This window comes from Serratia sp. CY47444 (genome assembly GCF_052168635.1).
Classification (GTDB): domain Bacteria; phylum Pseudomonadota; class Gammaproteobacteria; order Enterobacterales; family Enterobacteriaceae; genus Serratia; species Serratia bockelmannii.
Window position 1 is genome coordinate 186605 of sequence record NZ_JBJNMH010000006.1, and the last position, 14515, is coordinate 201119.

Consider the following 14515-nt stretch of genomic DNA (forward strand, 5'->3'; position numbering starts at 1 on the left):
CCAGGGAAAACCCGTTATTTAACGGGACGTGTAGTGAGGTAAGCAAAAGGGCCAGACAAATAGCCTGGCCCTTTTTTACTCACCGCGAGCGGATATTACTGACCGGAGGACATCTGCTCCTTCATTTTATTCATGTGGTCCATCATCTTTTGCTCGCGTTTCTGATAATTCTCATTGTATTGTTTTTTCTGCTCAGGTGTCAGCAGGTTATACATTTTATTTTCCGCTTTGGCGCGTTCCAGCATGCGTTCGGATTGTGCTTTGCCGATCGCGTCAATTTGCGCCTTCGCCTTCGCTTCGTCAAAGCTGTCGGAAGCGACCAGATTGTGCAGCGCCTGGCGTTCTTCTTTCATGCCCGGCCCGCGCTTCTGGTGCGACTCTTTCATAATATTGCGCATCTGCTGGCGCTGCTGCTCGGTCAGGTTCAACCCGGCGAACGGGCCGCCTTTACCTTCACCCTTGTGATGCATCATTTTCATCGGCGCCGCATCCGCCGCCGGGGCAGTCACCGTATCGGCGGCGAACGCCGCGGAAGCAGAACCCAGAGCCAGCGTGGAAGCAATAAATAAAGCCGTCAATTTACGCATAATCATTTCCTTAAAAGTTTTTCTTCATCAGGAGCGCTGTACGTTAACAGGCTCATTCGTCGTCGGAGATAATAATAGGCTGATAAAATTCAAGTAATGCGAGGGTGTGTAAACTTTTTAAAACCCGTCTCGGATTTATTCACCAATTATGAGAAAACTATGAAGATGGCGTTTATTTGATGGAAATTTTAATTTCTCGGCAAAAATCCCCCCGGTGGAGTTATTTTTCCGCTTTCCCCTCACCGCTATAATTTACTCGCCAACACGGCAATCTTGCCTCAACCGTTTTCCGATAGCAGGGGGAAGTCAGTACAAGCATCATAGGATCCGATGTTCTCCTACACTTTAAGGCAAGCGGCCGCCGGGCGACATTTACACCGCAAAACTAATCATTGCTTATATAATAGTTTCCATCACCCGTCCCGCCTGCAAAAACCTGTTATATGATGCACAGATGCGTACGGCGATCGCTTTCGGGCCAACAGGCTGCCCGGAGCTGCGCCGACCGGCCGCCCGTGCTCTTTTGAGGAATCATCATGCCCGCAGACCAAGGCCCTGAGCTTCTTAACGCCCACTTCGGCACCCAAAGCCCCCACTGGCGGCTGGCGTTTGACAGCAATGCCCTGGAGCTGTCCGCCGTTAAGGGCAAAGCCCACGTCGCGGTGGCACTCAGCGCCATGGACGCGGCGAAAATTCGCCGTCTAACCGGCGTAACCGCCAGCCTTGAGCTGACCATTACGCTGGCCGGCGAACCGCTGCATCTGCATCTGGTCGGGCGCCGCGTCAACAACCTCGAATGGGCGGGCACCGCTTCCGCCTTCAGCGACACCCCATCCGTGGCGCGCGATCTGGTGCACGGCCTCTCCTTTGCCGAGCAGGTGGTGTCCGAAGCCAACTCGGTGATCGTGATCGTCGATCAGCACGGCCGCATTCAGCGTTTCAACCGGCTGAGCGAGGAGTACACCGGGCTGCACGAACACGAAGTGATCGGCAAAAACGTTTTCCAGCTGTTTATGAGCCCGGAAGAAGCCGCCGCCTCGCGGCGCAACATCGCCGGCTTCTTCCGCAACGGATCGTCTTATGAGGTGGAGCGTTGGGTAAAGACGGTCAAGGGCGAACGGCTGTTTCTGTTCCGCAATAAGTTCGTGCACAGCGGCAGCGGCAAGAACGAGGTGTTTTTGATCTGCTCCGGCACCGACATCACCGAAGAACGCCGTGCGCAGGAACGGCTGCGGGTGCTGGCCAACACCGATCTTATCACCGGCCTGCCTAACCGTAACGCCATCCAGGATAAGATCAACCACGCCATCGCTACGCGCAGCGAAGAGAGCTTCGGCCTGGTGTACCTCGATCTCGACAACTTCAAAAAGGTCAACGACGCCTACGGCCATATGTTCGGCGATCGGCTGCTGGTCGAAGTCGCGCTGGCGATCCTCGGCTGCCTGAGCCCGGATCAGGTGCTCGCCCGCCTCGGCGGCGACGAATTTCTGGTGCTGGCGCCGCAAACCGATCGCGAGCGCCTGCAAACGCTGGCGCAGCGCATTATCGACAGGCTGAAAACCCCTTTCCGCATCGGCCTGATTGAGGTGTATACCGGCTGTTCGATCGGCATCGCGCTGTGCCCGGAGCACGGCAACGATCTCGACAGCCTGATCCGCAGCGCCGATACCGCCATGTACGTCGCCAAGGAGCACGGCAAACGCACCTATACCGTCTTCTCGCCGGAGATGAACAAACGCGTCGCCGAATACATGTGGCTGGACACCAATCTGCGTAAAGGGCTGGAGCAAAATCAGCTGGTGTTGTATTACCAGCCTAAAATCGACGCGCGCAGCGGCGAAGTGCACAGTGTGGAAGCGCTGGTGCGCTGGGATTCGCCGGAGCGCGGCCTGATCCCGCCGCTGCAGTTCATCTCCTACGCCGAGGAGTCCGGCCTGATCGGCCCGCTGGGCCAATGGGTGCTGCAGACCGCCGCCAGCCAGGCAGCGCAGTGGCAAGAACAGGGATTGAACCTGCGGGTAGCGGTCAACCTCTCCGCCCGGCAGTTGGCCGACGACGGCATCGTCAACGACCTGCTCGGGGTGCTGCGCCACCATCGCATGGCCCCCTGTCTGCTGGACTTCGAGCTGACCGAAAGCAGTCTGATTGAAGACGAGAACCGCGCGCGCGCGCTGATCACCCGGCTACGCGAACTGGGCGCGCAGGTGCATCTCGACGACTTCGGCACCGGCTATTCGTCACTGGCGCAGCTGGCGCGTATACCTCTGGACGCCATCAAGCTGGATAAAAGCTTCGTGCGCGGGGTGAATTTCAATCCGGTATCACAATCGCTGGTACGCGCGATCGTCGCGGCGGCGGAGGCGCTGGCCTTCCGGGTGATCGCCGAAGGGGTGGAGACCGAGAGCGAAAACCACTTCCTCGACGAGGTCGGCGTGGACGAAAAACAGGGCTTTCTGTTTGCGCGGCCAATGCTCCCGGAACAGCTGGAGCATTGGCTGCAGTCCTATCGCCCGCGCTCACCTTCCGCGTGAGGCGGGCGCGTTAACGTTAGCCGGCACGACGCAGGTTCAGGGTGTGGCGATCCTGCAACATCACCAGCCGCTCAATGTAGGCGCGATCTTTTTCCTCAATGGTAAAGGCCGAGTGGACCCAATCCTCGGTAATATCCATCAGCTCGGAACGCGTCAGTTGCAATACGCGCTGACGCGCCCGCAGCATGGCGCGCATGCCGTTGAGCTTCGGCCGGATGGTATCGATGAAAGTGCGCGTCGCCATATAGGCATCGCCGGGCTGGAACAGCTGATCCACCAGCCCGCGGCTCTCGAACCACTCTGCGGTGTGCGACTCGCCGCCCCAAATCAGCTCCTCAGCCAAGCGCATGCCCGCCTTGCGCGCCACCAGCGAGTAACCGCCCATGCCGGGAAACAGGTTGAACGCGATCTCCGGGAACCCCATGCGCGCATTGTTCTGCGCCAACACGAAATGGTGCGCCAGCGCTGCTTCAAAGCCACCGCCCAGCGCGCTACCTTCAACCATGGCAATGCTGACCGCGCCGGTGTCGAAACCGCGCGCAGCGGCATGCACACAGTCGATGCAGGCCCGTGCGTAGGCCATCATCGCCTCGCGCCTGCGGTTTTTGATCGCTTCGGCGAAGAACTGCAGATCGCCGCCGACGTTGAACATGTTCGGCACCAGCGAGCCGGTGACCCAGAAATCGAATCGCAGCGAAGACTCCTTCGCCGCCTGCGCCAGCGTCATGATGTCTTCGATCAGCGCCTGGTTGAAGCAGGGGCGGGGCGCAGCGCGCAGCAGCATCCACATGATATGCCTCTCCTCTTCATAGTAGGCGGAAAGCTGCGACAGATTGCCCGCTTCGGTAAACGGACGGCAGGTGGGGTGATTAAGCAATTTCATAAGACCTTCCAGTTTTTCTGTTGATGACGGATGAGACCGTTCCAGCCCCTACGGCTGCAGCGGAGCGGCGGTCGGTAAAGCGCGACGCCACATCATGAGTAAACGCTTTCTCGCCGACGAAACAGATAAAAATTGGAGGTAGGGAAGTGAAAAAAACCGAGGCGCCACGGGCTTTTCATAGGAATTTTACCTATCGCGCCATCGTCGGCATTTCATGCCAGGCGCTAACGCGTTAAGCTCGGAAATTGACCGTTTGCCGCCCCGGCGCTCAAAACGCCGCGAGGCTTTGGCTATAATCAATACGGATACATGCCGTTTAACGTTAAGGAAATCGTGAAGTAATGCCTACAGGACCAGACCAGGAACGCCGCCAGCCCGCACAAGATACGCCGCCGAAGCCGCTTATCGCCATCAAGACCGGCCATGAGACCCTCGACCGCCGCATTGGTGGTTTTTCACGTCTGATTGAACGCATCAAAGCCTGGCCGAGCGTTGCGCACCTGCTGCGCGCGGCCGAACGCTTTAACGATCGGCTGGGTAGCCAGTTCGGCGCCGCCATCACCTATTTTTCATTCCTCTCGCTGATCCCGATCCTGATGGTGTCATTCGCCGCCGCCGGTTTCGTGCTGGCCTCCAACCCGGATCTGCTGGCCCGATTGATCAACCGGATCGTCGGCAGCATCAGCGATCCGACGCTGGCCAGCACGCTGAAGAACACCGTCAACACCGCCATTCAGCAGCGTACCACCGTGGGGTTGACCGGTCTGGCGCTGGCGCTCTATTCCGGCATCAGTTGGATGGGCAACCTGCGCGAGGCGATCCGCGCACAGTCGCGTGACGTCTGGGAGCGCAATCCGCAGGATCAGGAGAAAATCTATTTCAAGTACACCCGCGACTTCATCTCGCTGACCGGCCTGGTGGTCGCGCTCATCATTACGCTGTCGCTGACCTCGGTCGCCGGATCGGCACAGGCGGCGATCGTCAACGCGCTGGGGTTGGACGGCATCGAATGGCTGCGGCCGGCGTTGACGACGATCGCGCTGTCGATCTCGATTTTCGCCAACTATCTGCTGTTCCTGTGGATTTTCTGGATGCTGCCGCGCCACAAACCGAAGAAAAAAGCGCTGCTGCGCGGTACCTTGCTCGCCGCCATCGGATTTGAGGTGATCAAGTTCGTGATGACGATGACGCTGCCGCAGGTGGCGAAATCGCCTTCCGGCGCGGCCTTTGGCTCGGTGATCGGGCTGATGGCGTTCTTCTACTTCTTCGCCCGTTTGACGCTGTTTTGTGCCGCCTGGATCGCTACCGCCGACTACAAAGGCGACAAAGCCTTGCCGGAACGCGAGCCACCGGCCCCCTGAAGCCACGCAATCGTGCCGGTGTTATCGCACACGCCGGCACTTTCCTCTGGTTAATAAGCAAAAACCCAGTCAATCCCTCTAAATCATGCGGCATGACATTCGGAAAACCAGCATAACAAACTACCCATTCACTTTTCTTTCCCGTTTTTACAGCCATTCCCTCTGTATGAAACCCATTTCTCAACGTTTAACGCTACAGAAAAGAAGCCCGGTAAAACATTAGTCTTTTTAACCGGTTAGCGGCGGCGCAGCCCAGAGTTACAGCGTTGAAAAGGCGGAATGCTGTCACTAAGATGGATTTTTACCCCCTCCAACAATAAGAAATAGATATGCAAGCCACCATCGCACCCCCACTCGACGCCGACGACGCGTCTACACCGGTGAATTCCCGCGGGAAAGTCATCGTCGCCTCGCTGGTCGGCACCGCCATCGAGTTCTTCGACTTTTACATCTATGCCACCGCCGCGGTGATCGTGTTCCCGCACATCTTCTTCCCGCAGGGCGACCCGACCACCGCGACGCTGCAGTCGCTGGCCACCTTCGCCGTCGCCTTTGTCGCGCGGCCTATCGGCTCTGCGCTGTTCGGCCACTTCGGCGATCGCGTGGGGCGCAAGGTGACGCTGGTCGCCTCGCTGCTGACCATGGGGATTTCCACCGTGCTGATCGGCCTGCTGCCGAGCTATGAAACCATCGGCATCTTCGCCCCTATCCTGCTGGCGCTGGCGCGCTTTGGCCAGGGTCTGGGGCTGGGCGGCGAATGGGGCGGCGCCGCCCTGTTGGCAACGGAGAACGCGCCGGCCAAAAAACGTGCGCTGTACGGCTCCTTCCCCCAGTTGGGCGCCCCGATCGGCTTCTTCTTCGCCAACGGCACCTTCCTGCTGCTCTCGTGGCTGCTGAGCGACCAGCAATTTATGGAATGGGGCTGGCGCGTGCCGTTCATCCTCTCCGCCGCATTGGTGCTGATTGGCCTGTACGTCCGGGTGTCATTGCATGAAACGCCGGTGTTCGCCAAAGCGGCCAAGGCCGGCAAACAGGTGAAAGTGCCGCTCGGCACGCTGCTGAGCAAGCATCTGAAAGCCACCATCCTCGGCACCTTCATCATGCTGGCGACCTACACGCTGTTTTATCTGATGACGGTCTATTCGATGACCTACGGCACTGCGCCGCAGCCGCTGGGGCTCGGTTACTCCCGCAACAGCTTCCTGTGGATGCTGATGGTGGCGGTGATCGGTTTCGGCGTGATGGTGCCCATCGCCGGCCTGCTGGCGGACGCGTTCGGCCGTCGCAAGACCATGATCGCCATTACCCTGCTGATGATCGGCTTCGCGTTCCTGTTCCCGACCCTGCTGGGTTCCGGCAACCAGGCGCTGGTGATGGGCTTCCTGCTGTGCGGCCTGAGCATCATGGGGCTGACCTTTGGCCCGATGGGCGCGCTGCTGCCGGAGCTGTTCCCGACCGAAGTGCGCTATACCGGCGCGTCGTTCTCCTACAACGTCGCGTCTATTCTCGGCGCGTCCGTGGCGCCTTATATCGCCACCTGGCTAGCGGCCCACTACGGGCTGTTCTACGTCGGCATGTACCTGGCGGCAATGGCCGGGTTGACGCTACTGGCTCTGCTGTTGATGAAAGAAACCCGCCACCAGTCGCTGTGATCCCCTGCGGCCCCCTCACTGCGGGGGCCGCACGCGTTGTTCGTTTCCTGTCATAAAACCGGGCTATGCTGGATGTTTATCTCGGTAACAGGATCGGCCGATGTCTCTGCGTCGTGGGGTATTTGTCTGCGTTGCGCTGCTGGCGGCTCTCGCCATCGCGCTCTATTACGGGTTGAAGCCCGACCATCCCGATGCGCTGTGGCGCATCGTCAGCCAGCAATGTCTGCCCAATCAGCAAGCGCATGACAACCCGGCGCCCTGCAAGCAGGTGGATGTGCAGGCCGGCTTCGTGGTGTTTAAAGATCGCAACGGACCGCTGCAATACCTGCTGATGCCCAGCGCCAAAATCACCGGGATAGAAAGCCCGGCGGTGCTGGATGCCGCCACGCCGAATTTCTTCGCCCAGGCCTGGCGCGCGCGCCACGTGATGGCGGAACGCTATGGCAAACCCATCGACGACGGTGATATTTCACTGGCCATCAATTCGGAATATGGCCGCACGCAAAACCAGCTGCACATTCATATCTCCTGCCTGTTGCCGGCGGTAAAACAGCGCTTGGCGCAGATCGGCCCCGATTTCATCGAGCAATGGCAACCGCTGCCCGGCGGCCTGTTGGGACATGACTATCTGGGGCGGCGGGTAACCCCTGCCGAGCTGGAGCAACAGGGCGCCTTCCGCCTGTTGGCTGCCGACCTGCCGCGCGCCGACGGGCGCATGGGCAGCTTCGGCCTGGCGATGACCGCGCTGCCGGACGGCGATTTCCTGCTGCTGGCGACCGAGCGCAGCCTGCTGCCGTTCACCCTGGCCTCGGCGGAAGAGATCCAGGATCACGACTGCCGGCTGCTTACGCCACCGCCGCGCGCCTGATTATTTTTTGCCTTTCATCTCCCGCAGGATCTGCCCGCACTGGTTCTCCTCGCCGCCTTCACTGGGCGAGACCAGCGCCAGCAGCGCCGCCGCCGGCGTCAGCACCGCCCCCAACGCCACCGCCGCCGCGCCGCGCGCGATCAGCGGCCCGGCTTTCACCCCGGCGTCCGGGTGCTTGAAGGTGCCTTTCACGTACAGCGGCGATCGCAGGGTCAGCACGCGCATCCCCTTGCTTTCCGGATCGATGGATAAATCCAGCCGCTCTGTGGCGAGGTTAGTGTTACCGGTGATGTTGATCACCGCGTTCTCGGTGTCGAACACGAACAGCCGCGGCGCGGCGACGCCGCTGCGGATGCCGACGTCCGCCGCCGCGCAGTTGATGCCTACCACGTCGTCACCGAACAATTGCGCCACCAGATAGTTGCCGACGTTCAGACCGAGGATCTCCATCAGGCTACGGCTGATCACCCCGTTATTGATCAGCAGGCGCAGATCGCCGTTGCTGGTCGCCAGCAGCTCGGCCACCGAATTACCGCTGCCCGTCAGCCTGGCGTCGCCGTTCATCTGCCCGAGGCTGCGCTTCATCGCCTCCACATTCGGCAACAGCTGTTTAAGCTGAAGTTTGCGTGCATGCATATCCACCTGCCCGCGCATCGGCTTTTTGCCGCCGTCGAGGCGCACCACGGCGTTCAGGCTGCCGCCCGCCATGCCGAAGCGCAGCGGATCCAGGCGCAATTCGCCATTGTTCAGCTTCAGGTGCGTGGCCAGATCGCTCAGCGGCAAATCGCTGCCGCGTTCAATGCGCGCGGCGGCAAACTTCACGTCCGCATCCATCTTGCTCCAGCTTTGCGTATCGAACTGTTCAACCGGCAGCACCTTATCCGCCGGCTGGCGGCTCTTCTCGCCGCGGCCGGCTTTGGCAGCGTTGGAATCCGCGCCGATCAGCGGCGCCAGATCCGCCAGCCTCAGCTGCCGGGAGCTCACCGCGCCACTCAGCGTCGGCCGCGGTTTAGCGGCAACGTATTTCAAGTCGCCATGAATGTCGCTGTCGCCGATTTTGCCGTCGAATTTCTGATATTCGAACACGGCGCCGCCCGGCTGGTGCAGGCGGGCAATCAGATGGCCATCGGTCGCATACGGCGGCGTGTTCGGCAGCAGCACGCCGGTCAGGCCATAGAGATTCCCCAGGCTTTCACCGGAAAATTTCAGCTGCACGTCCAGGCCGCCGAGGTTCAGCGGATCGGACAAGGTGCCCGCCACCGCCACCCGGGTGCTGCCGGAGCGCACGTCGGCCTGCAGCGGGAACGGCAGATCGGCGCTCTGCAGTGACAGCATGCCGCCGATCTTGCCGCTGCCGCTCAGCGGTTCGCCGTTATATTTGCCTTTCACTTGCCAGCCGAAAACATAATCGGGTGTAGCGACCTTGCCGCCGCTCTGTTTGCCGGTCACTTCACTGAACGGCAGCGGTTTGCCGAGCGGATCGATAACGGCGCGGAAATCCGCCTTCAGCGTGGCGTCTTTAAAGGCGATCTGTCCCTTGTCGAACACGATATCGTGCACAGTGAACGACCAGGCGGAAGGCGGCTGCTTGGGATCCTGGCCGCCGGCCAGGTCAAACGTCCAGTTGTTGTCGCCGTTGGCCAGGCGTTGCAACGACGCATTCGGCTGCTTGAGCCAGATGCGCGGGATCAGCAGTTCTTTCCTCAGCAGCGCCAGCGGTGCGATGCTGGCGTCGACGCGCTGCAGCGTCACCATGCTGTCGCCGGGGATGTTTTTCGGATTACCCAACCACACGTCTTCGGCGTGAATATGCGGCCAGGGCACCCAGGCGCGCCAGCCGCCCTCCTCAGGGTTACGCGACCAGTCGACGCCCAGATCGCCGCGGATAGCGAAGGGCCGCCGCAGTTCGGCCGACACCTTGTCGTTGATGGTAGGCTTGAGTCGATTCCAGTCGAAGGTGGCGATGAAGATCGCCAGCGCGGCGAGCACCAGCAGCACAATGCCGCCCAGCCAGCTGAAAACCTTTCCTGTTCTTGTCATAGGGCTCCCTCAGCACATAAACCGGGCTGCCGAATGAAAGGAAAAGGAATGAGCAGCCCCGTTTAAGCCTAGCTGAGGATAGGCCGGAGTTCACGCCGGCGCGCCGGGCGCGGCAAACAGCGTCGGTACGCTGTGTAAAGTTTCAAAGCACGCCGGGCGGGAAAGATAGTAACCCTGCGCGGCCAACGCGCCGGAACGCTGCACCAGCCGCCACTCCTGTTCGGTTTCCACGCCTTCGACGATCACCCCGTCGCTGTGCTGATTCATCATCTTGATCAGGGTGCCGAGCAGCTGTACGCCCTCTTCCGACTGTTTGAGCAAGGTGAACAATTCGCGCGCCACCTTGATGTATTGATAGCGCCAGGCGCCGACGGCGGAGAAGTTGGCCAGCCCGCTGCCGAAATCGTCCAGCCACAACCGTTCGCCGCCGACGATCTGCTGTAACGGGCGGTTTGACGCCGTTGCGGCTTGCTCCACCAGCTCGAAGCGCAGGTAGGGCATCTCGGCGATCTGCCGTTGCAACGCGTCATGGCGCTGCAACGCTTGCAGCGCCATACCATCGATATTGACCGACACCATCACCGCGTGGCGAATGAACAACGCCTGCCAGCGCTGCAACAGCGCCAACTGCTCCTGGATCACCCGCAAACGCTGGGCGACGCCGAGCGAGGCAAAATACTGTTCCGGGGATTGCCGTTTGCCCGGCTCATTTGGGTGATACACCGCCGTCAGCAGTTCCACCGCCAGCAACGCGCCGCTGGTGCGATAAATCGGCTGGAAGGTATACAAGCGCCGGCATTGCCGCCAGTAGCGCCGCGATTTGGCGCAGGCATAGAGGGCAAAACAGGGCGCCAGCAGACCCGAGATCAGGTTGGTTATCATCGGTACTATCGCCGTGGCGGGGAAGTGAGAGCGCTGCCGCTGTTTCTTTACCCAGCTTATCGGCCGCGCCGCGTAAAACTTTAAGCACGAATTACCGCAGGCTTTCCTCTTCACCCTGTTGGCGTTGGTCGATCGCGATCATAAAAAATTAAAACACTGTTTTAATTTATTGACTCCCTGACCGCCTTACGTGGAGACTGGCGGCTGTTGCTTCTTCTTTAGCCAGGGCTTATTGACGATGACTATCCGAAATCTCGCCGTGATCGGCGAATGCATGATCGAGCTGTCACAGCAGGGCGCACAGCTGACGCGCGGCTTTGGCGGCGATACCCTCAACACCGCCGTCTACCTTGCCCGCCAAATGCCGGAACAGACGCTGCAGGTGCATTACGTCACCGCACTCGGCACCGACAGCTTCAGCGGCGAGATGCTGCAGGCCTGGCGGCAGGAGAACATCGAAACCGGGTTGATTCAGCAGTTGGACAACAAACTGCCGGGCCTGTACGTGATCGAAACCGACGCCGCCGGCGAACGCACCTTTTACTACTGGCGCAACGACGCAGCCGCCCGGTATTGGCTTGCGGGCCCACAGGCCGACGCACTGTGCGACCGATTGGCGCAATTCGATTACCTGTACCTCAGCGGCATTAGCCTGGCGATCCTCGCGCCTGCCGACCGCACGAAGCTGCTAGCGCTGCTGCGCCGCTGCCGTGCCAACGGTGGTCTAGTCATCTTCGACAACAACTACCGTCCGCGCCTGTGGCCAAGCCGTGAGGAAACGCAGCAGGCCTACCGTGAGGTGCTGGCCTGCACCGACATCGCCTTCCTGACGCTGGATGACGAAGCGTTGCTGTGGGGCGCGCAGCCGGTTGAACAGGTGGTGGCACGCACGCAGGCGCTCGGCGTCGGCGAGATCGTTATCAAACGCGGCGCAGAGGCCTGCCTGGTGTTCAGCGTGGAGGGAGAGCGGCTTGAGGTACCGGCGATCGCAATGCCGCCGGAGCGCGTGGTGGATACCACCGCAGCAGGCGACGCTTTCAGCGCCGGTTACCTGGCGGTACGCCTGAACGGCGGCAGCGCCCAGCAGGCGGCGCAGCGCGGCCATCTGCTCGCCGCATCGGTGATCCAACATCGCGGCGCCATCATTCCCGCAGCAGCGATGCCCAACCAATAAGACGACGGCGAGGTGACCTCGCCGCCGGCGCAATGGCTCCCAGACGTATTGATGAGAGGATGATTGAAGAATTTCCCTGGCGTTGGCTTATTGATACCCAGAACTGCTAAGCTCAGGTCTTGGCATTGCCGACTTTTTGAATTTATTAGCCGAGTATAAATTTCAATCCGCCGCACTGACTAGCTGGACTTTGGTGCAGGTCGGGCTGAATCGCCGAACGACAGGGAGGTTACCGATGGCCGTCACATTCGCCAACGCCGTCGCCGCAAGACTGCATCTGGACAGCCGGCTGCACGCCTTCGGCAGATTCAAATATGCTTATTTGACCTTCAACAAACACCATCCCGATCGCCATCTGTTGGTATCGAGCTACCCGCAAGAATGGCTGAACATCTACAGCGACAATCGCTATCAACGCATCGACCCCGTCGTGCGCGCCGCCCATAGTCGCTGCGCGCCCTTTATGTGGCACGACACCCCAATCACCACCGAGGATCGGCATTACCGGAAGATCTTCAGCCAGGCACGGGAGTACGACATCGTGCACGGCTGCAGCTTTGTTTTGCACGATCACGACAACAACCTGGCGATCTTGTCGATCAGCGCGACGGCGGCCGATGACGCCGAACTGCGGCAGCTGATGGAAGACGAAAGGGCCAACCTGCAGATGGTCTTGGTCGATACCCACCAGCACGCGCTGACATTGGCCAATGCCGAGGCGAACCGGACGGATCGACTCTCGCCGCGCGAAGGGGAAATTCTCTATTGGGCCAGCCAGGGCAAAACCTACCACGAGATCGCACTGATCCTGGGGATCAAAACCCGTACGGTGAAGTTTCACATCGGCAATGCGGTGCGTAAGCTGGGGGTCACGAACGCCAAACACGCGATCCGGCGCTGTCTCGAGCGGCAGCTTATCGCACCGCCGGAAGCATAAAAAAGCCGGCATCGCTGCCGGCTCTTTGTGCTTTGCCTTGCGGAAAATCAGCCCGCGACGGCGATGCGTTTCATGTCTGTCATGTAGCCACGCAGTTTACGGCCAACGGTTTCGATAGGGTGGCTGCGCACCGCTTCATTCACGTCGCGCAGTTGCGCGTTATCCACCGCCGTACCCGCCACGGCTTTGCCCAAATCGCCCGCCTGCAGGGTAGTCATGAAGTCTTTCAGCAACGGCACCGCCGCGTTGGCGAACAGGTAGTTGCCGTACTCCGCGGTATCGGAGATGACCACGTTCATTTCATACAGACGCTTACGCGCAATGGTGTTGGCGATCAACGGCAGCTCGTGCAGTGACTCGTAGTAAGCCGACTCTTCGATGATACCGGCATCGACCATGGTTTCGAACGCCAGCTCGACGCCTGCTTTCACCATCGCCACCATCAGCACGCCATGATCGAAGTACTCTTGTTCACCGATCTTGCCTTCAAACTGCGGCGCATTCTCGAACGCGGTTTTGCCGGTCTCTTCGCGCCAGGTCAGCAGTTTCACGTCGTCTTCCGCCCAGTCGGCCATCATGCCGCTGGAGAAAGCGCCGGAGATGATGTCGTCCATGTGCTTCTGGAACAGCGGTGCCATGATGGTTTTCAGCTGTTCGGACAGCGCATAGGCACGCAGCTTGGCCGGGTTGGACAGGCGATCCATCATCAGCGTGATGCCGCCCTGCTTCAGCGCTTCGGTGATGGTTTCCCAGCCGAACTGGATCAGTTTCTCGGCGTAAGCCGGATCGGTGCCCTCAGCAACCAGCTTGTCGAAGCACAGCAGCGAACCCGCCTGCAGCATGCCGCACAGAATGGTCTGCTCGCCCATCAAATCGGATTTCACTTCGGCCACGAAGGAAGATTCCAGCACGCCGGCGCGGTGGCCGCCGGTCGCCGCCGCCCAGGCCTTGGCGATCGCCATGCCTTCGCCTTTCGGATCGTTTTCCGGGTGAACCGCAATCAGGGTCGGCACCCCGAAGCCGCGCTTGTACTCTTCACGCACTTCGGTGCCCGGGCACTTCGGCGCGACCATCACCACGGTGATGTCTTTGCGCACCTGCTCACCCACTTCAACGATGTTGAAGCCGTGGGAGTAACCCAGCGCCGCGCCGTCTTTCATCAGCGGCTGCACCGCACGCACTACGGAAGAGTGCTGCTTGTCCGGCGTCAGGTTGACCACCAGATCCGCCTGCGGGATCAGGTCTTCGTAGGTGCCGACCTTAAAGCCGTTTTCGGTCGCCTTGCGCCAGGAAGCGCGCTTCTCGTCGATCGCTTCTTTGCGCAGGGCATAGGCGACATCCAGACCGGAATCGCGCATGTTCAGCCCCTGGTTCAGGCCCTGGGCGCCACAGCCGACAATCACCACTTTTTTACCTTTCAGGTAGCCGGCTTCGTCAGCAAATTCGTCGCGCGCCATAAAGCGGCATTTACCCAATTGCGCCAACTGCTGACGCAGGTTCAATGTGTTGAAATAGTTAGCCATGGTGGTACTCCGGTTTGATGTTGTCTTGCATTGTTATTTTCATTCCCCGCCCTGTCTGTGCGGAGATTCGTTAAACT

At 60.2% G+C, this 14515-nt stretch carries 11 protein-coding genes; 6 read left to right on the top strand and 5 right to left on the bottom strand.

What is annotated here, in order from left to right; genetic code table 11:
• Nucleotides 1-95 precede the first annotated feature (95 nt).
• The gene (gene spy, locus ACJ8IL_RS11255; protein WP_197836033.1) at nucleotides 96-587 is read right to left on the bottom strand and encodes an ATP-independent periplasmic protein-refolding chaperone Spy; all 492 of its coding nucleotides are present in this window, start codon (nucleotides 585-587) and stop codon (nucleotides 96-98) included.
• Nucleotides 588-1123: 536 nt separating this feature from the next.
• Between spy and pdeR the strand changes: the two genes are divergently transcribed.
• Entirely contained in the window at nucleotides 1124-3118 is a 1995-nt protein-coding gene (gene pdeR / locus ACJ8IL_RS11260) for a cyclic di-GMP phosphodiesterase (RefSeq protein WP_025304630.1), read from the top strand.
• A 16-nt stretch (nucleotides 3119-3134) separates the two neighbouring features.
• Here the strand turns inward: pdeR and ACJ8IL_RS11265 are convergent, their stop codons facing one another.
• The gene (locus tag ACJ8IL_RS11265) at nucleotides 3135-4001 is read right to left on the bottom strand and encodes a crotonase/enoyl-CoA hydratase family protein (protein WP_025304631.1); all 867 of its coding nucleotides are present in this window, start codon (nucleotides 3999-4001) and stop codon (nucleotides 3135-3137) included.
• A gap of 341 nt (nucleotides 4002-4342) precedes the next feature.
• Between ACJ8IL_RS11265 and yhjD the strand changes: the two genes are divergently transcribed.
• The 3 genes from yhjD to ACJ8IL_RS11280 all read left to right on the top strand — a co-directional run bounded on the left by yhjD (nucleotide 4343) and on the right by ACJ8IL_RS11280 (nucleotide 7882).
• The gene (gene yhjD / locus ACJ8IL_RS11270) at nucleotides 4343-5362 is read left to right on the top strand and encodes an inner membrane protein YhjD (protein ID WP_025304632.1); all 1020 of its coding nucleotides are present in this window, start codon (nucleotides 4343-4345) and stop codon (nucleotides 5360-5362) included.
• A 329-nt stretch (nucleotides 5363-5691) separates the two neighbouring features.
• Nucleotides 5692-7014 (top strand): MFS transporter, encoded by a 1323-nt coding sequence (locus ACJ8IL_RS11275; protein WP_016930463.1) that lies wholly within the window; start codon nucleotides 5692-5694, stop codon nucleotides 7012-7014.
• Nucleotides 7015-7114: 100 nt separating this feature from the next.
• The gene (locus tag ACJ8IL_RS11280) at nucleotides 7115-7882 is read left to right on the top strand and encodes a CDP-diacylglycerol diphosphatase (RefSeq protein WP_423509717.1); all 768 of its coding nucleotides are present in this window, start codon (nucleotides 7115-7117) and stop codon (nucleotides 7880-7882) included.
• Here ACJ8IL_RS11280 and ACJ8IL_RS11285 read toward each other — a convergent pair whose 3' ends face one another.
• Nucleotides 7883-9922 carry an AsmA family protein gene (locus ACJ8IL_RS11285; protein ID WP_197811481.1) on the bottom strand — a complete coding sequence of 680 codons (2040 nt, stop codon included), beginning with the start codon at nucleotides 9920-9922 and terminating at the stop codon, nucleotides 7883-7885.
• Between the two features lie 90 nt (nucleotides 9923-10012).
• Nucleotides 10013-10804, bottom strand: coding sequence for a cyclic-guanylate-specific phosphodiesterase (pdeH, locus tag ACJ8IL_RS11290; protein WP_025304635.1), 792 nt, complete (start codon nucleotides 10802-10804; stop codon nucleotides 10013-10015).
• A gap of 238 nt (nucleotides 10805-11042) precedes the next feature.
• Here pdeH and ACJ8IL_RS11295 point away from each other — a divergent pair, with 238 nt between their 5' ends.
• Entirely contained in the window at nucleotides 11043-11978 is a 936-nt protein-coding gene (locus tag ACJ8IL_RS11295; protein ID WP_442516545.1) for a sugar kinase, read from the top strand.
• 235 nt (nucleotides 11979-12213) lie between these two features.
• Entirely contained in the window at nucleotides 12214-12915 is a 702-nt protein-coding gene (locus ACJ8IL_RS11300) for a LuxR family transcriptional regulator (RefSeq protein ID WP_049294981.1), read from the top strand.
• Nucleotides 12916-12962: 47 nt separating this feature from the next.
• Here the strand turns inward: ACJ8IL_RS11300 and ilvC are convergent, their stop codons facing one another.
• The gene (gene ilvC, locus ACJ8IL_RS11305) at nucleotides 12963-14438 is read right to left on the bottom strand and encodes a ketol-acid reductoisomerase (RefSeq protein WP_025304638.1); all 1476 of its coding nucleotides are present in this window, start codon (nucleotides 14436-14438) and stop codon (nucleotides 12963-12965) included.
• Nucleotides 14439-14515 lie beyond the last annotated feature (77 nt).

Bases quoted from the DNA above. Each gene is read 5' to 3' on its own strand.
- ACJ8IL_RS11295 (WP_442516545.1), top strand. From the start codon at position 11,043: ATGACTATCCGAAATCTCGCCGTGATCGGCGAATGCATGATCGAGCTG.
- ACJ8IL_RS11265 (WP_025304631.1), bottom strand. From the start codon at position 4,001: ATGAAATTGCTTAATCACCCCACCTGCCGTCCGTTTACCGAAGCGGGC.
- ACJ8IL_RS11300 (WP_049294981.1), top strand. From the start codon at position 12,214: ATGGCCGTCACATTCGCCAACGCCGTCGCCGCAAGACTGCATCTGGAC.
- ACJ8IL_RS11275 (WP_016930463.1), top strand. From the start codon at position 5,692: ATGCAAGCCACCATCGCACCCCCACTCGACGCCGACGACGCGTCTACA.
- yhjD (WP_025304632.1), top strand. From the start codon at position 4,343: ATGCCTACAGGACCAGACCAGGAACGCCGCCAGCCCGCACAAGATACG.
- spy (WP_197836033.1), bottom strand. From the start codon at position 587: ATGCGTAAATTGACGGCTTTATTTATTGCTTCCACGCTGGCTCTGGGT.
- ACJ8IL_RS11280 (WP_423509717.1), top strand. From the start codon at position 7,115: ATGTCTCTGCGTCGTGGGGTATTTGTCTGCGTTGCGCTGCTGGCGGCT.
- pdeH (WP_025304635.1), bottom strand. From the start codon at position 10,804: ATGATAACCAACCTGATCTCGGGTCTGCTGGCGCCCTGTTTTGCCCTC.
- pdeR (WP_025304630.1), top strand. From the start codon at position 1,124: ATGCCCGCAGACCAAGGCCCTGAGCTTCTTAACGCCCACTTCGGCACC.
- ilvC (WP_025304638.1), bottom strand. From the start codon at position 14,438: ATGGCTAACTATTTCAACACATTGAACCTGCGTCAGCAGTTGGCGCAA.
- ACJ8IL_RS11285 (WP_197811481.1), bottom strand. From the start codon at position 9,922: ATGACAAGAACAGGAAAGGTTTTCAGCTGGCTGGGCGGCATTGTGCTG.